Source organism: Ramlibacter humi, from assembly GCF_004681975.1.
Classification (GTDB): domain Bacteria; phylum Pseudomonadota; class Gammaproteobacteria; order Burkholderiales; family Burkholderiaceae_C; genus Ramlibacter; species Ramlibacter humi.
In genome coordinates, this window is the sequence record NZ_SMLK01000001.1 from 536,805 (window position 1) to 554,405 (window position 17,601).

A 17,601-nucleotide genomic window follows, 5' to 3' on the forward strand; every position below is an offset into this window, starting at 1 on the left:
CGTTCGCGAGACCTCAACCATGCAAAAGCCACAGCCGCAAAGGCATGCAGCTCAGCGCCGGGCCGTTCCCGACGTTGCGAAGCGTCACGCCCTCCAACCACCTATTGACGGACGCCTGCTCGGCCGTGCGCTTTCCCATGCCCGGCCTTTGATGTCAGTCTTATGTTTGCAGGACGTAAGCCTTGAAAGGGCTGGCTCGGCCACGCTCCGTGCGGCGCCGAACCCACCACACTGTCGCCATCGCAAGCTCCGCCCCCGCGGAGCCTCCAACCTGCGGGAGGCTGGCATGAAGGTCGTTTTGTTTTGCGGTGGCCTGGGCATGCGCATCCGGGACGCCGAGAACCTGCCGAAGCCGCTGGTGCACATCGGGCACCGCCCGCTCCTGTGGCACGTGATGAAGTACTACGCCCATTACGGGCACAAAGACTTCATCCTCTGCCTGGGCTACCGCGCGGAGGCGATCAAGGACTACTTCCTTCGCTACAACGAATGCGTGTCCAACGACTTCGTGCTGTCGGGCGGCGGCAAGACGCTGGAGCTGATGAGCCGCGACATCGAGGACTGGCGCATCACTTTCGTCGACACCGGCGTGTCGTCCAACATCGGCCAGCGCCTGCGGGCGGTGCAGAAGTACCTGGAAGGCGAGGAGGTGTTCCTGGCCAACTACAGCGACGGCCTGACGGACCTGCCGCTGCCGCAGCAGCTGCAGCACTTCGAGCGCCACCAGGCGGTGGCCAGCTTCATGTGCGTGCGGCCCAACCTGAGCTACCACGTGGTGGCGCTGCGTCCGGGCAGCGAACTCGTCGCCGACATCCACCCCATCGCCAACGGCGACATGCGCATCAACGGCGGCTACTTCATCTTCCGCAAGCAGATCTTCGAGTACATGCGGGAGGGGGAGGAACTGGTCGAGCAGCCCTTCCTGCGGCTCGCGCGCGACAAGCTGCTGCTGGCGCACTGCTACGACGGCTTCTGGGCCAGCATGGACACCCTGAAGGACAAGCAGCACCTGGAAAGCCTGTACACGGCCGGTGCGGCCGCGTGGCAGCCCTGGAAGGTGCAGCCGGCGGCCAGCGCCGCGCCCGTGCTCACGCCGGTCGCCGCGGATGCGGCCGCGCAGGTGCACTGAGCGCGGGCCATGCTGTCCCTGCTGCTGCCGCGCGACGCGGGCTGGCCACTGAAACTGCTGTTCCTGGGCGCGCATTGCGACGACATCGAGATCGGCTGCGGCGGCACCCTGCTGCAACTGCTCGCCGCGCGGCCGGACACCGAGGTGTCCTGGGTCGTGTTCAGCGCGACCGAAGCGCGCGAGCAGGAGGCCCGCGCCGCCGCCGCGCTGTTCCTCGGCGGTGCGGCGCGCGCCGACGTGCAGGTGTTCAGGTTCCGCGACGGCTACTTTCCGTACGAGGGCGCACGCATCAAGGAATGCTTCGATGCGCTGCGCACGCGGATGGACCCCGACGCCGTGTTCACGCACTACCGCGACGACCGCCACCAGGACCACCGCACGATCAGCGACCTGGCCTGGAACACCTGGCGGCGGCACCTGGTGCTGGAGTACGAGGTGCCGAAGTACGACGGCGACCTGGGGCGCCCGAACCTGTACAGCCCGCTCAGCCGCCAGACCTGCATGCAGAAGGCGAGGGCGATCTGCGAGGTGTTCCGCTCGGAAGCGGGCAAGCCGTGGATGACCGAAGACACCTTCACCGCGCTGGCTCGCCTGCGCGGCATCGAGTGCGGCGCGGCGGAGGGCTTTGCCGAGGCCTTCTACTGCCGCAAGGCGGTGTTTTCGCCCTGAGGGGCCAGCAGCCCGTGCGCCAGCAGCAGCCGCGCCGCGGCGTGGATCGTGCCGAAGGGCAGGCCGGAGCGCTCGGCGATCGCCAGCAGGCTGGCGCCGCCGTCGGACAGGTTCAGCACCCACAGCATTGCCATCTCCAGGTCGCGGATGCCGTTGCCACCCATCGCACCGTAAAGGCCGCGCTTGCCCAGCTGCGGTTCGCACATCGGCTGCGTGTTGCGGTAGGTGGCGTCGTGCTCGAGCACATCCGCGATGGCCAGCAGAGCCCGCAGCGAGCCGGCCAACTGTCCTGCATGCACGAAGTCCGGGTTGTCGCCGGACGTGTGGTACTGCGGGTATTCGCCGTGAGGCGTGCGCATCAGGCAGCCGACGGGCAGGTTGAACCCCGGCGAGCAGTACTGGCGTTCGTCGTAGCCGTACGGTGAGAACGGCCGCCACGCGTGCCCCGGGTCCGCATGCCGCAAGACGTGGCGCACCGCGGTGTCGATCGCGGCGTCGCCGCGACGGCTGGCCTTGTAGGTGAACGCGCCCGCATCGCCGATGCCGGTGAGCACCAGCCCGTGCCGGATGCGGCGGGCCTGCTCCTCATGGCGGCTCAGCCAAGTGATCGACCCGATGGTGCCGGGGATGAAGAGGAAGCGGTACGACAACCGCCGTGGCGCCGCGGCCAGCGCCTTCGCCAGGAAGGTGGCGACCGCGATGCCCGACAGGTTGTCGTTGCACAGCGAGGGATGGCACACGTGGCACGAGAACAGCACGTCGTCCCGTGACGTGCCCGCCAGGAAGCACTCGCCGTACGTGAGGTGGCCGTCGGCCAGCGTCGAGTCGATGCACACCTCGTACTCGCCTTCGGGCAGGCTCTCCAGGTCGCGGTGCGCAAGGCAGAAGCCCCAATCCTCGCGGTAGTACGAAGTGCGGTAGGGGATCAGGTCCGGCTGTTGCGGCAGCGAATGCAGGTGAGGGCGCAGCTGCTCCAGCGTCATGCGGGCGCGCACCGGTACGCTGTAGCTGACCACGTGCAGGTTGTGGCGGCGGAAGTCGATGACCCGCTCGCCGCGCGGATTCTTCACCCAGGCGTCGCGGATGTTCCATTCGCGCGGCACCGTCCAGTCGAATGCCGGCGTTCCGCTGGGCACTTCGTGCACCTGCAGCGGGATCTCACGCTGCACGCGAGCCAGCGTGGCGCGCACGCCGTCGCCGGTGATGCTGCGGCAGATGGGGTACAGCTCGCGCACCAGCGCGTGCATGTCGCGGCCGGCCGCGGCGAAGTCGTCCGCGTCGCCTGCCGCAGGCGTCACTCGAAAACCTCGACGTCCGGGATGGGCACCACGAAGCGGCCGCCCCATTCCCGGATGTACGACAGCTGCTTGCGGATCTCGTCCTTCAGGTTCCACGGCAGGATGAAGACGTAGTCGGGCCGCGTCTCGTCCAGCTTGCCGGGCGGGAACACCGGGATGTGCGTGCCGGGCAGGAACTTGCCGTGCTTGTACGGGTTGCGGTCCACCGTGTAGTCCAGCAGGTCGGTGCGGATGCCGCAGTAGTTCAGCAGCGTGTTGCCCTTGCCGGGCGCGCCGTAGCCGGCCACGGTCCTGCCTTCGCGCCTGGCCTGCAGGAAGAACTCCAGGATGCGGCGCTTGGTGCGGCGGACCTGCTCGTCGAACGCGCTGTAGGTTTCCAGTTGCGTGAACCCGGCGGCTTCCTCGCGTTGCGCCAGTTCGCCCACGCTGTCTTCGATGGGGCGCGACTCATCGTCGTCGTGGCGTGCATAGACGCGCAGCGATCCGCCGTGGCTGCGCAGTTCCTCGACGTCGAACACCGTGAGGCCGAATTGGGCCAGCAGCCGGGACGCGGTGAGGAACGAGAAGTACGAGAAGTGCTCGTGGTAGATGGTGTCGAACTGGTTGCCTTCCATCAGCCGCATCAGATGCGGGAACTCCAGCGTGACCACGCCTCGCGGCTTGAGCAGCAGCTTCAGGCCGGCGGTGAAGCTGCGCACGTCGGGCACGTGCGCGAACACGTTGTTGGCCGTGATCAGGTCGGCCCGCGTGCCCTGGCGCACCAGCTCCGCGGCCAGTTCCTTGCCGAAGAAGCGCACGAGCGTGGGCAGGCCCTTGCCGACCGCGACCCTGGCGACGTTGGCGGCCGGCTCGATGCCCAGCACCGGGATCCCCTGCTGGGCGAAGTACTGCAGCAGGTAGCCGTCGTTGCTGGCCACTTCCACCGCCAGGCTGTCGGGTCCCAGGCCGAAGCGGCCGGCCATGCGCTCGGTGTACGCCCTCGCGTGCGCCAGCCAGCTGTCGGAGTACGAGGAGAAGTAGGCGTACTCGGTGAAGATGTCCTTGGGGCTGACGTATTCCTGCAGCTGTACGAGGAAGCAGCGCTCGCACACCTGCACGTGCAGCGGGTAGAAAGGCTCCATCTGGTCCAGCTGGTCGGCCGGCAGGAAGCGCTCGCAGGGCGGCGACATGCCCAGGTCCGCGAACGTGTGGCGCAGGCGCGAACCGCAGATGCGGCAGGTCGCGTGGCCGGTGTGCGCGTGGGCCGGGGCCGCGGGCCGGTGCAGTTCCATGATGGTTCCCATGACGCCTCCTGGTGCGTGGCCTAGCCGGTCCTGGCCATCGGCCGCATGTGGATCTCGGTCACCTCGGCCGTGCGGGGCAGGGCCAGCGCATGCAAGGTCATCGCCGCGACGTCCTCCGGTTGCATCAGCACGGCCGGGTCGTAGGTGCGGCCTTCCGCCGCGTGCACGGCGGCCTGCATGGGCGTGGCCGTGCGGCCGGGAAACACGCTGAGCACCCGCACGCCGGCCGCGTTCACTTCCGCGCGCAGCCCGTCCGCCAGCGCCTTCTGTGCCAGCTTGGTGGCCGCGTACAGGGAAACGCCGGCCCTCGCAGCCAGCGCGGCCGAGGAGTTCACGAAGACCACTTGTCCACGTCCGGCGATGAGCGATGGCAGCAGCTGTTGCGTGAGGACGTACGGCGCGCGCATGTGCACGCGGTACTGCTCGTCGAGCAGCGCAGGCGCGGCCTGCGCGGTGGGACCCATGGCGTGGATGCCGGCCGCGTGCACGAGCACGGCCATGCGCTCATGGCCGCCGCGCAGTTCGCGTGCCAGCCGCTCGACCTCGTCGCCGGCCGCGAGGTCCGCGCAGTGATGCGAGGCGGGCAGGGCGCCGGCCGGGAAGGCCGCGGCCACCTGCCTCAACGCTTCCAGCCTGCGGCCGACGAGGGCGACGCATGCGCCCTGCGCAGCCAGCGCGATCGCGATCGCCCGTCCGATGCCGCTGCTCGCGCCGGTGACCACCGCCACCTGTCCCTGCAGTTCGCCCATGCACGCATTGGACTGCCTCGGCCGGAAGCGGTGTTGCACGGCAGTTCCGGCGTGCGTAGTCCCGGGGCCCGCGCGCGCGTAGGACGAAATCCAATTGCACGGCCGTGCGCAAGTGCCGAGTTGCCGCTTTCCTATAGTGCGCCAACGCGCAAGCCCGGCCATCACGCCCGGGCGCGCCGCACGCACGGGAGAGCAGCGATGCAGCCGCGGATCGCTTTTCTGGTGATGTCGGCCGTCAGCAGGCCGCAGACGGTGGACCAGCTCGCCCGCTCACTCGTGCCGCACACGGTGCTGGTGCACCACGACTTCTCGCAGTCCCCGGACTTCCCGCTCACGTCGCCGAACGTGCGCTTCGTGCCCGAACCCCGGCGCACCGGTTGGGCGCACTTCGGCTTCATCGAAGGCATCTTCCATTCGCTGCAGTACGCGTTGTCGCACCTGGCCTTCGACTACCTGCAGTTGCTCAGCCCAACCTGCCTGCCGCTCAAGCCGATGGCGAGGTTCGAGGCGCACGTGGCCGAGGGACAGCTGGCGCACTTCGACGGCATCGACCTGCTGGCGGACCGCGATGCGCTGATGAACGTGGGTTACCGCGCGTTCACGCCCGAAGGCAGCTGGAGGCACCGCCTGGCGCGGCGCGCCAGCGACATCTACTTCGGCGGTTCCACGGCGCGGCGCGACGAAGCGGGCATCTGGCTGCGGTCGGGCGGCGGCCGGGGTGTGGTCTCGCGCGCCATGGGCGGCGTGATCCAGACGCTGAGCCGGCCGTCGATCGGCCGCCATCCGTTCGGCAGCGGCCTGCACCCGTACTACGGCTCGGCGTGGTTCGGCGCGCGGCGCGAAGTCGTCGCCGGCATGGTGGAGTTCTTCGATCGTCCCGGCGTGCGCGACTACTTCAGCCGGCTGCGCATCGCGGAGGAGTTCCTGCTGCCGACGATGCTCGCCGAGCTGGCGCCGGTGCACGGCCCGCTGAACCACGCCGTCAAGCGCTTCGAAGGCGCGCATGCCGGCTGGTACACGGAAGCCGATCTCGAATCGCTGCGCGGCACGCACGCCTTTTTCGGCCGCAAGTTTCCCGACGATCCGGCGGCGCCCGTCCGCGTACGGGTGCTGCGTGAACTGGCGGGGATCTCCACGCCTTGGGGGGCACGGCCGCGCGTTCCGGCGCGGATCCCGGCCGCGGCCCACGAGGCGGTCCATGACGCGGCCGGGCAGCCCGGCGACTTCGCTCCCAGCGGCGGGCTGTTGCGCCCATGAAGTTCAACGCGACGCCGCTGCCCGGCGCCATGCTGGTCGAGTTGCAGCCGCATGAGGACGAGCGCGGCTTCTTCGAGCGGATCTACTGCGAACGCGAGTTCGCCGAACACGGGCTGCCCGGCCGAATGGTGCAGGCCAACGTCTCCTTCACGCGGCGGGCGGGCACGCTGCGCGGCATGCACTGGCAGGCGGCCCCGCACGAGGAAGACAAGCTCGTGCACTGCCTGCAGGGCGCCATCTGGGATGTCATCGTCGACATCCGGCCCGGGTCGCCGACGTACTGCCGCTGGTTCGGCGTCGAGTTGGGCGGGGCCGGCGACCGCATGTTGCTCGTGCCCAAGGGCTTCGCGCACGGCTTCGTCACGCTGACCGATGACGCCAGCGTGCTGTACCACGTGTCGCAGTTCCACGCGCCCGGCACCGAGCGCGGCGCGCGACACGACGATCCCGCATTCGGCATCGACTGGCCGGTGCCCATCCGGCTGATCGCGGACAAGGACCGTGCCTGGCCGGACTTCGCCGGCAATGCTCAGGAAAGGAGCTCCGCATGAAGCTGCTCGTCACCGGCGTGGAGGGTTACATCGGCTGCCTGCTTGCGCCACTGCTGCAGTCACGCGGCCACGACCTGGTTGGCTACGACACCGGCTTCTACCGCGACGGCTGGCTGTTCAGCGACCGCGCGCTGGTGCCGCACTTCCCGCGCACGATCAACGGCGACATCCGCGAGATCCAGCCCGCACACCTGGAGGGCGTGGACGCGGTCGTGCACCTGGCAGAGCTGTCGAACGACCCGCTGGGCGAAAACGATCCGCAGCTCACGCACCAGATCAACCACCAGGCGTCGGTGCGATTGGCGCAACTGGCGCGCGAGGCCGGCGTGCGGCGCTTCGTCTACACCTCATCGTGCAGCGTGTACGGGGTGGCCGACGGCGCCGAACCGATGACGGAGCAGTCGCCGGTCAACCCGCAGACGGCGTACGGCGTGTGCAAGACGCTGGTGGAGCGGGACGTCGGCGCGATGGCGTCGGCCGATTTCATCCCCACGTTCCTGCGCAACGCCACCGCGTACGGCGCCTCGCCGCGCATGCGGTTCGACATCGTGCTGAACAACCTGTGCGGCGTCGCGGCGACCGCGGGCCGCATCGTGATGACGAGCGACGGCACGCCCTGGCGGCCGCTGGTGCACGTGCTGGACATCTGTGAGGCGATCGCCTGCGTGCTGGAGGCGCCGGCCGACGCGGTGCGTGGCGAGGTGTTCAACGTCGGGCACGACGCCGACAACTACCAGGTGCGAGAGATTGCGCAGATCGTCGCGGGGGTGTACCCGGGCTGCGAGCTGAGTTTCGGTCCCAGCGGTGGCGACAACCGCAGCTACCGCGTGAGCTTCGCCAAGATCCACCGGCAGCTGCCCGGCTTCCGGTGCAACTGGGATGCGCGGCGCGGCGCGCAGCAGCTGTACGACGTGTTCACGCGCATCGGCCTGGACCGTGCCGGATTCGACGCGCGGCCGTTCACGCGGCTGAAGCAGCTGAAGTACCTGAGTTCGACCGGGCAGGTGGACGAGCGGCTGTTCTGGCGGGTCTGAGCGCGCTGTTCAGTGCAACGGCCGGCGGTGGGCGTTGCCTAGACGTCGACGGCGAGGCCGGTGTTCTTTCCCGCCGCCTGGTCGGCCAGCGCTTTTTCGTACAGCGTCTTGATGTCGGGCATGCGTTACCTCATCGACCTTGCGTCTGGCGTGATTCGCGCGCTATTGGGAGTTCGTGGGTCGGGTGCTTGCGTTCACCAGCTCCAGGACTTCATCGACAACGAAAGCCGTGCTTCCGACGCCGCCGCGGCCCTGTGCCTCGAACCGCACGATCCTTTGAAGTTCGGGCGCGTACCAGACGGTCGCGCGATAGGTGCCACGAACGGCGCTGAGTCCGCGCTGCGAGATTCCGGTGAAATGGACACGAACTGTCCGCATCGAGACTCCCGCCAGCTCGATCATCTCCTCCGACTCGCTTTCGGCCCTCAGTTCCATGATGAACGGCGAACCATCGCCGAAAGCCTGGTAGCGGCTGAGGCGCTGTCCACCCCCCGTGCCCGGGAACCACCCGCCCGGAGGCATGGCCTGTTCGAACTCTCCTCCCGGGGCGGCGGTGAGCGTAACCACTCGGCCTTCACCATCCTCGATACGACTGCCGCCATTGAGGACGACAAGCGAGCCCTCCCGGCGGTCGACCCGATACACGACCTTTCGCGACACGCCGGTCAGCCGGTCGCGCAAGACATATTCGAACGTGTCCAGCGTGGCAGGAGCGTCTTCGTTCGCCGGAGGCGCCACCGAGCCAGGCGCGTAAGCCGTCTGGATCGGCAGTGGGTCCCGTGCACCGGCTCGAGAGCGCAGTTCACCGATCCACGTTGCCGGCAAAGCGAAGCCGATGTTCTGTGCGTCCCGGAAGATGCTTGTGGTGATGCCGACCAAGTGCCCGTTCGTGTCGAACAAGCCGCCGCCACTGGATCCTTTTGAGATCGGTACCGTGAACTGCAGGGCTTCGACCGAACCGCGCCCACGCCGAATCCCCGACAGCAGGCCGTCGGAAAGGGTCAATTCCAAACCACCCGGGTTGCCGATGGCGAACAGCCTCGCGCCAATCCGCAAGCGTCGCCAGTCGCCAATGGTGACTGCGGGCGCGTCCAGGCCAGGCGCACGGATTTCACAGAGGTCGCGCCATGGGTCACGGTGGACCAGCTGTGCCTTCAGGCGCACCGCGTCGTGCCGGACGAAAATCTCCGAACCTCCTGCGATCACGTGACAATTGGTGATCAAGGTTTCGGGCGCGATGACCACTGCGCTGCCGAGTGCGCTGCCCCGCTCCAATCGAACCTGCACCAGCCAGACGCTCGCCGAGAGCTTTTCGTACAGTTCCTCGGCCGTGAGCTGTGCCCGAGCTGGCCATGGCGCAATGCTCAGCAACAATGCGAGAGCGGCAGCCCAAACTCTTCCCATCACCCCTCCTGGAACGGCCGGCTGACTCTACCATTCGGGGAGCGGCGCGATCCCGGGCTATCTTGGGTGGACAGGTCGCTCGCGGAACAGGCGGACGGTCGATGCCACCGACGGCATGCTCCGGACCTGGGGGCGCAGGCCGCCTGGCGGGAAGGCTCAGCACAAGCTGAGTCTTCGATCCGCGAGGCGCTGCTTGGGGTGATCTGACGAGCCTTACCCCCGGCACTGGCTCCACAGTTAGGGCTGCTTGGTTCCCCACCTGACCCGGTTGGCCGCTTCACCATGCGGGGAGGCCCGTCACTTGCGATTGTAGGTGACGCAAGGGGCGCTTTCCTCGATGAGCTTGCCGCGGCCGCGCCTTTAGAATCGCCGCGATGTCCTACCTCGTGCTCGCCCGCAAGTACCGGCCGAAGAATTTCGGCGAGATGGTGGGCCAGGAGCACGTGGTCCAGGCGCTTTCCAATGCGCTGACCCAGCAGCGGCTGCACCACGCCTACCTGTTCACCGGCACGCGCGGCGTGGGCAAGACCACGGTGTCGCGCATCCTGGCCAAGTCGCTCAATTGCCAGGGCCCGGACGGGCAGGGTGGCATCACGGCCACGCCGTGCGGCGTGTGCCAGGCCTGCACCGAGATCGACGGCGGCCGCTTCGTCGACTACACCGAGCTGGACGCCGCGTCCAACCGCGGCGTGGACGAGGTTCAGCAGCTGCTGGAGCAGGCGGTCTACAAGCCGGTGCAGGGGCGCTTCAAGGTCTTCATGATCGACGAGGTGCACATGCTCACCGGGCACGCGTTCAACGCGATGCTCAAGACGCTGGAAGAGCCGCCCGAGTACCTCAAGTTCGTGCTGGCCACCACCGACCCGCAGAAGGTGCCGGTCACGGTGCTGTCGCGCTGCCTGCAGTTCAACCTGCGGCCGATGGCGCCGGAGACGGTGTTCGAGCATCTCACCCACGTGCTGCGGGCGGAAGGCGTTCAGGCCGACGGCGGCGCGGTGCGTTTGCTTTCGCGCGCGGCGCGCGGCTCCATGCGCGACGCGCTGTCGCTCACCGACCAGGCCATCGCCTACGGCGGCGGCGCGCTGCAGGAAGCTTCGGTGCGCCAGATGCTGGGCAGCGTGGACCGCAGCCACGTGTTCCAGCTGATCGAGGCACTGGCCGCCGGCGACGGCCGCACGGTGGTGGAAGTGTCCGAGGGCCTGCGGCTGCACGGCCTGTCGGCCGGCGGTGCGCTGGAAGAGATGGCGGCGGTGCTGCAGCGCATGGCCGTGATGCAGGCGGTGCCCGGCGCCGGCGGCGATGCCTCCGACCCCGACAACGCCGAGATCGAGCGCCTGGCCGGCCTGCTGCCGGCCGACGAGACGCAGCTGCTCTACACGATGGCGCTGCACGGCCGCACGGAACTGGGCCTGGCGCCGGACGAGTACGCCGCGCTGACCATGGTGCTGTTGCGGCTGCTGGCGTTCAAGCCCGGTGCAGTCGGCACCTCGGCTGAAAAAAAAACTCTGAACGCGCCGCAGCGCGCGCCTGAAGCCCGTCCGGCGGCACCCGCCAGGCCTGTGCAACAGGCGGTTCAGCCCGCCGCACCAGCCATCGCACAACCCACGCCGGCGCGTGCCCCAGCGCCTGCGGCCGCCGCTCCCATCGCGCGTGCCGAACCGCTGCCGCCCGGCGCGCCCCCGGGCCAGGTGCTGCCCGTCGTCGATCCACCATCGCGAGGCGAACCGGCCATGCAGCCGCGTCCGCGCCCGGCCGCCAACGGCGAAGTGCTCGGCGTGCCCGTGCGCACGCCGCCCGAATCGGCCCGCGACACCGCGCCGCCTGCCACCAGCTTCACGGCGACGCCGGAAGGCGACTTCTGGTTCGCCACGGTCAAGGCCCTGGTCGATGCGGAAGCCGTCACGGCGCTGGTGCGCGAACTCGCGCTGCAGTCACAGCTGGTCGCGCGCGACGAAGGCCATTGGTTGCTGCGCGTGGAGCGCGAGTCGCTCAACCAGCCGGCCGCGCGCGAAAGGCTGCAGACCGCGCTGCAGGGCGCCGGCCATGGCGTCACGCTGTCGGTCGAGCTGGGCGCCGTCACGGACAGCCCGGCGCGCCGCAACGCCGCCGCTGCCGCGCAGCGCCAGCGCGAGGCCGAGGAAACCATCCAGAACGACCCGTTCGTGCAGCAGATGATGCGGGACTTTGGCGCGAGAATCGTGCCTGGCAGCATCAAGCCCGCCTGACGGGCCCACCCGAAAAATTCGCAAGGAAATCGACATGTTCAACAAGGGACAGCTGGCCGGCCTGATGAAACAGGCCCAGGCCATGCAGGACAACCTGAAGAAGGCGCAGGACGAACTGGCCAACATCGAGGTCAGCGGCGAGTCCGGCGCCGGCCTGGTGAAGGTCACCATGACCTGCAAGCACGACGTGCGCCGCGTGGAGATCGACCCCAGCCTGCTGGCCGACGACAAGGACATGCTGGAAGACCTGGTCGCCGCCGCGTTCAACGCCGCGGTGCGCAAGGCCGAGGAAACCTCGCAGGAGAAAATGGGCAAGCTCACCGCCGGCATGCCGGGCCTGCCCGGCGGCATGAAGTTCCCGTTCTAGGGATCGCTTGGCCGACGCGTCGCTCAACGCCCTGATCGAAGCCCTGCGGCGCCTGCCCGGGGTGGGGGTGAAGTCCGCCTCGCGCATGGCCTTCCACCTGCTGCAGCACGACCGCGAAGGCGCGCAGCACCTGGCGCAGGCGCTGCAGCAAGCCACCACGCGCGTGCGGCACTGCAGCCTGTGCAACACGTTCACCGAGCAGGAGGTGTGCCCCACCTGCCTCGATCCGCAGCGCGACGCCACCAAGCTGTGCGTGGTGGAGACGCCCGCCGACCAGGCGGCGGTGGAACGCACGGCGGCGTACCGCGGGCGCTACTTCGTGCTGATGGGCAAGCTGAGCCCGCTGGACGGCATCGGCCCGCGCGACATCGGCCTGGCCAAGCTGTTCGAGCGCGCGCTCGACGGCGTGGTGCAGGAGGTGATCCTCGCGACCAACTTCACGGCGGAGGGCGAGGCCACCGCGCACGTCATCGGCGAAACGCTGAAGCAGCGCGGGCTGAAGGTCACGCGCCTGGCGCGCGGCGTGCCCGCGGGCAGCGAGCTGGAGTACGTGGACCTGGGCACCATCGCGCATGCGCTGGTGGACCGGCGCTGAGACAAGAACAAGAGGAGAGCCCATGGGACCGACCCATTTCACCATCGCCTACTGGTGCGTGCTGATCGCCGTGCTGCTGCCATACGCCTGCGCGTACCTTGCGAAGTCCTCCGGCCTGGGCAAGCCGCGCAAGCAGGGCGGCTTCGACAACAACGACCCGCGCGCGTGGCTGGCCAAGCAGACCGACTGGCAGGCGCGCGCCAATTCGGCGCAGGCCAACAGTTTCGAGGCGCTGCCGTTCTTCATCGGCGCGCTCATCATCGCCCACCAGCTGGGCGCCCCGCAGGGCCGCGTCGACATCCTGGCCGTGCTCTTCGTCACGCTGCGCGTGATCTACATCGCGATGTACGTCGCGGGCCTGGCCACCGTGCGCTCCGCGGTGTGGGTCGCCGCCTTCCTCGTCAACATCGGCATCCTGCTTTCGGCGTTGCGCTGAGCGCACTTGCGCTTTACGTGGAAACCCGCACGGGATGGTCCTGATGCGGTGCACAACGGGCGCCGGTACGCTCGTGCCAGAGCGCCTGAGAGGACACCTGTACCCATGAAAAGCATGCCCATCACCCGCCGCGCGTTCAGCGTCGCGGCCGCCGCCACCCTGGCCGCACCGGCCTTCGCACAGGCCAAGCTGGAAAAGACCAAGCTCGCCATCGCCGTGGGTGGCAAGGCGGCCTTCTACTACCTGCCCCTCACCATCTCCGAGCAGCTCGGCTACTTCAAGGCCGAGGGCCTGGACGTCGAGATCTCCGACTTCGCCGGCGGCGCGCGCTCGCTGCAGGCGCTGATGGGCGGCTCGGCCGACGTGGTCAGCGGCGCGTACGAGCACACCATCAACCTGCAGGCCAAGAACCAGTTCATCCAGGAATTCGTCCTGATGGGCCGCGCGCCGCAGATCGCCATCGGCGTGTCGACCAAGAACATGGCCGGCTACAAGACGCTGGCCGACCTGAAGGGCAAGAAGATCGGCGTCTCGGCGCCGGGCTCTTCCACCAACATGATCGCCAACCTGGTGCTGGCGCGCGCGGGCCTCAAACCCGCCGACGTCAGCTTCGTCGGCGTGGGCACGGCGTCGGGCGCGCTGGCCGCGCTGCGTTCCGGCCAGATCGACGCCATGAGCAACACCGATCCGGTGATGACCATGCTGGAGCAGAAGGGCGACGTGAAGATCATCAGCGACACGCGCACGCTCAAGGGCACGCAGGAAGTGTTCGGCGGCCCCATGCCCGCGGCCTGCCTGTACACGCACGCCGAATTCGTGCAGAAGAACCCCAACACCTGCCAGGCGCTGGCCAACGCCATCGTGCACGGCCTCAAGTGGCTGCAGACGGCCGGCCCCAGCGACATCATCAAGACGGTGCCCGACGCCTATCTGCTGGGCGACCGCGCGCTGTACCTGGCTTCGTTCAACAAGGTCCGCGAAGCCATCTCGCTGGACGGCGTCATCCCGGAAGAGGGCACGCGCACGGCGCTGAAGGCGCTGGCCAGCTTCGACCCCGCGGTCAAGGCCGACAAGATCGACCTGGCGAAGACCTACACCAACGACTTCGCCCGCAAGGCGAAGGAACGGTTCAAGGCATGACGGATGACTCGCTGCTGCGCGGCGGGATGACCGCGTCGCTGCGCTCGCATGACAAATGACGTTCCCCTGTCATTCGTCATCGCCGGCGCGCAGCGCCGCAGTCATTGAGCGAAGCGGAGCGAGCGCGTCATGAACGCGCTTGAACTGCAGGACATCACGGTCACCTTCCGCTCGAAGGACGACCCAGGCCAGCGCTACACCGCCGTCGCCGACACCACGCTGCGAGTGGGCGCCGGCGAGTTCGTGTCGGTGGTCGGGCCCACCGGCTGCGGCAAGTCCACGCTGCTGAACATCGGCGCGGGGCTGCTGCAGGCTTCGTCGGGCCAGGTGCGCGTGTTCGGCGAACCGCTCACCGGCATCAACCGCCGCGCGGGCTACATGTTCCAGGCCGAAGCGCTGATGCCCTGGCGCAGCGCGCTGGCCAACGTGATGGTCGGCCTGCAGTACCGTGGCGTGCCGGAAGCCGACGCGCGCGACCAGGCGCGCAGCTGGCTGGCGCGCGTGGGCCTGTCCGGCTTCGAGGACCGCTACCCGCACCAGCTGTCCGGCGGCATGCGCAAGCGCACCGCGCTGGCGCAGGTGCTGGCGCTGGACCCGGACATCATCCTGATGGACGAACCGTTCTCCGCCCTCGACATCCAGACGCGCCAGCTGATGGAAAACGAAGTGCTGGCCCTGTGGGCCGCCAAGCGCAAGGCGGTGCTGTTCATCACGCACGACCTGGACGAAGCCATCGCCATGAGCGACCGCGTGGTGGTGCTGTCCGCCGGGCCGGCCACGCACCCCATCGGCGAGTTCGGCATCGACCTGCCGCGCCCGCGCGACGTGGCGGAGGTGCGCAACCAGCCGCGCTTCGTGCAGCTGCACGCCGACATCTGGGCCGTGCTGCGCGACGAAGTGCTCAAGGGCTATGCGCAACAACTGAAGAAGCCTGTCCTGAGCAGCGTCGAAGGGGCGGCCTGAGGCATGTGGTCCGCCATTCGTCCCAGCGAAAAGAACCTGCGCGCCTGGCAGGTGGGCGTGCTCATCGCCATCCTCGTGCTGTGGCACGCGCTGTCGCGCAACGAGCAGACCGCGTTCTTCCTCGGCGAACCGATCAAGGTGGCCGGCCGCATCTGGTCGTGGTTCATGCCGTTCGCGGTGCCGCCCAACGTGCTGTTCCCGGAAGGGCTGGAAGGCCGGGCCGACATCTACATCCACCTGTACATCACGCTGATCGAGACCGTGCTGGCCTTCGTCATCGGCACGATGATGGGACTGGCGTTCGGCCTGTGGCTGGCGCTGGCGCCCACGGCCAGCGCCATCCTCGATCCCTACATCAAGGCCGCCAACTCCATGCCGCGCGTGATCCTGGCGCCGATCTTCGCGCTGTGGTTCGGCCTGGGCATCTGGAGCAAGGTGGCGCTGGCCATCACGCTGGTGTTCTTCATCGTGTTCTTCAACGTCTACCAGGGCGTGAAGGAGGTCAGCCCCGTGGTGCTGGCCAACGCGCGCATGCTGGGCGCCGGCCAGCGCCAGCTGCTGCGCACCGTGTACCTGCCCAGCGCCACCAGCTGGGTGTTCTCCAGCCTGCACACGTCGGTCGGCCTGGCCTTCGTCGGCGCCGTGGTGGGCGAATACCTGGGCTCGGCGCGCGGCGTCGGCTACCTCATCCTGCAGGCCGAAGGCACCTTCGACGTCAACACCGTCTTCGCCGGCATCGTCGTGCTCACCGGTTTCGCGCTGGTGCTCGACGGCCTGGTCGGCGGCATCGAGCGCCGCCTGATGAAGTGGCAGCCGCGGCAGGGCGAGACCGAGAAGCTCTGAATTCGGGAGCGGACACTCTTGCGCAGAGTCCGCAGAGGAGACGCAGAGTTCGCAGAGAAACCCATGAAAGCTTTCTTTGCCTTCTCCGCGACCTCTGCGCTTGCTCCGCGTCCTCTGCGTAAGGGAGTCCGCTTTCTGCTGCCTCCGACAAGGCGCGGCGTCCAGCCCGCGTAGCATCCTCGGCCATGTCCAGTGTTCCGATGCCCGGCCGCGCGGTGCCGGCCGGGTTTGGCGCGCTCTTCAGCGCCGTCATGCTTCCCATGTTCATGGCCGCGGTCGACCAGACGCTGCTGGCCGCCGCCACGCCCCGCATCGCGCACGACCTGGGCGGCCTGGCCGACACCTCGTGGATCGCCGTCGGCTACCTGCTGGCCGCCACCATCACCGCACCGCTGTACGGCCGCATGGGCGACCGATTCGGGCGGCGCAGCGTGCTGCTGGTCGCGCTGACCATCTTCGCCGTCGGTTCGGCCGCCTGCGCGCTGGCGCCCACCATGCACACGCTCATCGCCGCGCGACTGCTGCAAGGGCTGGGCGGCGGCGGGCTGATGGTGATGTCGCAGGCGCTCATCGGCGAGCTGGTGCCGCCGTCGGAGCGGCCGCGCTACCAGGGCTACTTCGCGGCCGTGTTCACGGTGTCCAGCGTGGGCGGGCCGGTGATCGGCGGCGTGGTGGTCAACCATGGCGACTGGCGCTGGCTGTTCTGGGCCAACCTGCCGCTGGCGGTGCTGGCCTTCTGGCGCGTATCGAGCCTGCCCCGGCCCACGCGCTCGGCGCTGCGCGACGCGCCTTACGACCCGGCCGGCGTCGTGCTGTTCGCCTTGTGCGCGGTCAGCGCGTTGCTGTGGCTGAGCCTGGCGGGGCACCGGTTCCCTGTGGTGTCCCCCGCGAGTGCCGTGCTGCTGGTGCTGGCGTTGTCGTCCGGCGCGCTGCTGGCCTGGCAGCAACGGCGGCATGCCCATCCGTTCCTGCCGCTGGACGTGCTGCGCATCCGCGGCGTCGGCTGGGTTTGCCTGTCGGTGATCGGCTTCTCGGGGACGATGTTCGCGCTGGTGTTCCTGCTGCCGATCTACCTGCAGGTGGCGCACCACAGCAGCGCGACGGGGGCTGGCCTGCAATTGCTGCCGCTGACGCTGGGCATGGTGACGGGCTCGACGCTCAATGCGCGCTTCAGCTCGCGCGTTCAGCGCAGCGGCATCCTGCCGCCGTGGGGGTTGGGCGCGGCGTCGCTCGCGCTGCTGTCGCTGGCGTTCATGCCGCCGTCGCCGGCCGGCATCGCCATTGCCTCGGCGGTCTGCGGCATGGGCTTCGGCACCGTCATGCCCAGCGCGCAGATCGCCACGCAGATGCTGGCCGGCCGCGAACGGCTTGGCGCTGCCGCAGCGCTGCTGTCATTGACTCGTTCGACAGGTGCCGCGTTGGGCACTGCCGCGTTCGGCGGGTTGGCCTTCGCGCTGCTCAATGTCAGCGCCGGCGGAGGCGAAGGGGCGACGCTGCGCCTGGACGGCCTGCCGCCCGAGCGCGTGGCCCAGGCTTTCCACATCGTGTTCGGTGTCGCCGCGATCTACGCAGCCGCGGGCGCCTTCGCCGCGACCCGCGCGCCACGGATGGACCTCATCAAGCGCGAACGCGCGGGGGCAGAGTGAATTCGGGGGTCC

Annotated in this window: 17 protein-coding genes and 1 other RNA gene; 13 read left to right on the top strand and 5 right to left on the bottom strand. The window is 68.8% G+C overall.

What is annotated here, in order from left to right:
* The first annotated feature begins 286 nt into the window (after nt 1-286).
* Nucleotides 287-1,129 (top strand): glycosyltransferase family protein, encoded by an 843-nt coding sequence (locus EZ216_RS02540; RefSeq protein WP_135248002.1) that lies wholly within the window; start codon nt 287-289, stop codon nt 1,127-1,129.
* 9 nt (nt 1,130-1,138) lie between these two features.
* Nucleotides 1,139-1,798 carry a PIG-L deacetylase family protein gene (locus tag EZ216_RS02545; RefSeq protein WP_135248003.1) on the top strand — a complete coding sequence of 220 codons (660 nt, stop codon included), beginning with the start codon at nt 1,139-1,141 and terminating at the stop codon, nt 1,796-1,798.
* Here EZ216_RS02545 and EZ216_RS02550 read toward each other — a convergent pair.
* From EZ216_RS02550 to EZ216_RS02560, 3 genes are read right to left on the bottom strand one after another with little or no spacing between them, the layout of a single operon-like run.
* Entirely contained in the window at nt 1,768-3,096 is a 1,329-nt protein-coding gene (locus tag EZ216_RS02550; protein ID WP_205959608.1) for a DUF4910 domain-containing protein, read from the bottom strand. The two genes, EZ216_RS02545 and EZ216_RS02550, sit on opposite strands and share 31 nt — an antisense overlap.
* Complete coding sequence (locus EZ216_RS02555) at nt 3,093-4,379, bottom strand: class I SAM-dependent methyltransferase (RefSeq protein ID WP_239024256.1); 1,287 nt, start codon at nt 4,377-4,379, stop codon at nt 3,093-3,095. The genes EZ216_RS02550 and EZ216_RS02555 overlap by 4 nt, the downstream gene beginning before the upstream one ends.
* 20 nt (nt 4,380-4,399) lie before the next feature.
* Nucleotides 4,400-5,128 carry an SDR family NAD(P)-dependent oxidoreductase gene (locus tag EZ216_RS02560; protein ID WP_135248004.1) on the bottom strand — a complete coding sequence of 243 codons (729 nt, stop codon included), beginning with the start codon at nt 5,126-5,128 and terminating at the stop codon, nt 4,400-4,402.
* Between the two features lie 198 nt (nt 5,129-5,326).
* Between EZ216_RS02560 and EZ216_RS02565 the strand changes: the two genes are divergently transcribed.
* From EZ216_RS02565 to EZ216_RS02575, 3 genes are read left to right on the top strand one after another with little or no spacing between them, the layout of a single operon-like run.
* Nucleotides 5,327-6,385: a hypothetical protein gene (locus tag EZ216_RS02565; RefSeq protein ID WP_135248005.1), complete on the top strand. Its 1,059-nt coding sequence runs from the start codon at nt 5,327-5,329 to the stop codon at nt 6,383-6,385.
* A complete protein-coding gene (gene rfbC, locus EZ216_RS02570; protein WP_135248006.1) occupies nt 6,382-6,936 on the top strand; it encodes a dTDP-4-dehydrorhamnose 3,5-epimerase in 555 nt (184 codons plus the stop codon). Before EZ216_RS02565 ends, rfbC begins: the two co-directional genes overlap by 4 nt.
* Nucleotides 6,933-7,970 (top strand): NAD-dependent epimerase/dehydratase family protein, encoded by a 1,038-nt coding sequence (locus EZ216_RS02575; protein WP_135248007.1) that lies wholly within the window; start codon nt 6,933-6,935, stop codon nt 7,968-7,970. Before rfbC ends, EZ216_RS02575 begins: the two co-directional genes overlap by 4 nt.
* A 162-nt stretch (nt 7,971-8,132) precedes the next feature.
* Here the strand turns inward: EZ216_RS02575 and EZ216_RS02580 are convergent, their stop codons facing one another.
* A complete protein-coding gene (locus tag EZ216_RS02580; protein WP_135248008.1) occupies nt 8,133-9,374 on the bottom strand; it encodes a S1C family serine protease in 1,242 nt (413 codons plus the stop codon).
* Between the two features lie 202 nt (nt 9,375-9,576).
* Nucleotides 9,577-9,673: signal recognition particle sRNA small type (gene ffs / locus EZ216_RS02585), an RNA gene on the bottom strand.
* 75 nt (nt 9,674-9,748) lie between these two features.
* Between ffs and dnaX the strand changes: the two genes are divergently transcribed.
* The 8 genes from dnaX to EZ216_RS02625 all read left to right on the top strand — a co-directional run bounded on the left by dnaX (nt 9,749) and on the right by EZ216_RS02625 (nt 17,589).
* Nucleotides 9,749-11,599 carry a DNA polymerase III subunit gamma/tau gene (gene dnaX, locus EZ216_RS02590; RefSeq protein ID WP_135248009.1) on the top strand — a complete coding sequence of 617 codons (1,851 nt, stop codon included), beginning with the start codon at nt 9,749-9,751 and terminating at the stop codon, nt 11,597-11,599.
* A gap of 34 nt (nt 11,600-11,633) precedes the next feature.
* Nucleotides 11,634-11,966 carry a YbaB/EbfC family nucleoid-associated protein gene (locus tag EZ216_RS02595; RefSeq protein WP_135248010.1) on the top strand — a complete coding sequence of 111 codons (333 nt, stop codon included), beginning with the start codon at nt 11,634-11,636 and terminating at the stop codon, nt 11,964-11,966.
* A 7-nt stretch (nt 11,967-11,973) separates the two neighbouring features.
* On the top strand, nt 11,974-12,561 hold the full coding sequence (gene recR / locus EZ216_RS02600; RefSeq protein ID WP_135248011.1) for a recombination mediator RecR: 588 nt from the start codon (nt 11,974-11,976) through the stop codon (nt 12,559-12,561).
* A 22-nt stretch (nt 12,562-12,583) separates the two neighbouring features.
* The gene (locus EZ216_RS02605) at nt 12,584-12,997 is read left to right on the top strand and encodes an MAPEG family protein (RefSeq protein ID WP_135248012.1); all 414 of its coding nucleotides are present in this window, start codon (nt 12,584-12,586) and stop codon (nt 12,995-12,997) included.
* 114 nt (nt 12,998-13,111) lie between these two features.
* The gene (locus EZ216_RS02610; protein ID WP_135249095.1) at nt 13,112-14,137 is read left to right on the top strand and encodes an ABC transporter substrate-binding protein; all 1,026 of its coding nucleotides are present in this window, start codon (nt 13,112-13,114) and stop codon (nt 14,135-14,137) included.
* 129 nt (nt 14,138-14,266) lie between these two features.
* The gene (locus tag EZ216_RS02615; RefSeq protein ID WP_135248013.1) at nt 14,267-15,100 is read left to right on the top strand and encodes an ABC transporter ATP-binding protein; all 834 of its coding nucleotides are present in this window, start codon (nt 14,267-14,269) and stop codon (nt 15,098-15,100) included.
* A gap of 3 nt (nt 15,101-15,103) precedes the next feature.
* Nucleotides 15,104-15,943 (top strand): ABC transporter permease, encoded by an 840-nt coding sequence (locus EZ216_RS02620; protein WP_135248014.1) that lies wholly within the window; start codon nt 15,104-15,106, stop codon nt 15,941-15,943.
* Nucleotides 15,944-16,128: 185 nt separating this feature from the next.
* The gene (locus tag EZ216_RS02625; RefSeq protein ID WP_135248015.1) at nt 16,129-17,589 is read left to right on the top strand and encodes an MFS transporter; all 1,461 of its coding nucleotides are present in this window, start codon (nt 16,129-16,131) and stop codon (nt 17,587-17,589) included.
* Nucleotides 17,590-17,601: the final 12 nt, after the last annotated feature.

Bases quoted from the DNA above. Each gene is read 5' to 3' on its own strand.
- EZ216_RS02540 (WP_135248002.1), top strand. From the start codon at position 287: ATGAAGGTCGTTTTGTTTTGCGGTGGCCTGGGCATGCGCATCCGGGAC.
- EZ216_RS02545 (WP_135248003.1), top strand. From the start codon at position 1,139: ATGCTGTCCCTGCTGCTGCCGCGCGACGCGGGCTGGCCACTGAAACTG.
- EZ216_RS02555 (WP_239024256.1), bottom strand. From the start codon at position 4,379: ATGGGAACCATCATGGAACTGCACCGGCCCGCGGCCCCGGCCCACGCG.
- EZ216_RS02560 (WP_135248004.1), bottom strand. From the start codon at position 5,128: ATGGGCGAACTGCAGGGACAGGTGGCGGTGGTCACCGGCGCGAGCAGC.
- EZ216_RS02565 (WP_135248005.1), top strand. From the start codon at position 5,327: ATGCAGCCGCGGATCGCTTTTCTGGTGATGTCGGCCGTCAGCAGGCCG.
- rfbC (WP_135248006.1), top strand. From the start codon at position 6,382: ATGAAGTTCAACGCGACGCCGCTGCCCGGCGCCATGCTGGTCGAGTTG.
- EZ216_RS02575 (WP_135248007.1), top strand. From the start codon at position 6,933: ATGAAGCTGCTCGTCACCGGCGTGGAGGGTTACATCGGCTGCCTGCTT.
- EZ216_RS02580 (WP_135248008.1), bottom strand. From the start codon at position 9,374: ATGGGAAGAGTTTGGGCTGCCGCTCTCGCATTGTTGCTGAGCATTGCG.
- dnaX (WP_135248009.1), top strand. From the start codon at position 9,749: ATGTCCTACCTCGTGCTCGCCCGCAAGTACCGGCCGAAGAATTTCGGC.
- EZ216_RS02595 (WP_135248010.1), top strand. From the start codon at position 11,634: ATGTTCAACAAGGGACAGCTGGCCGGCCTGATGAAACAGGCCCAGGCC.
- EZ216_RS02605 (WP_135248012.1), top strand. From the start codon at position 12,584: ATGGGACCGACCCATTTCACCATCGCCTACTGGTGCGTGCTGATCGCC.
- EZ216_RS02610 (WP_135249095.1), top strand. From the start codon at position 13,112: ATGCCCATCACCCGCCGCGCGTTCAGCGTCGCGGCCGCCGCCACCCTG.
- EZ216_RS02615 (WP_135248013.1), top strand. From the start codon at position 14,267: ATGAACGCGCTTGAACTGCAGGACATCACGGTCACCTTCCGCTCGAAG.
- EZ216_RS02620 (WP_135248014.1), top strand. From the start codon at position 15,104: ATGTGGTCCGCCATTCGTCCCAGCGAAAAGAACCTGCGCGCCTGGCAG.
- EZ216_RS02625 (WP_135248015.1), top strand. From the start codon at position 16,129: ATGTCCAGTGTTCCGATGCCCGGCCGCGCGGTGCCGGCCGGGTTTGGC.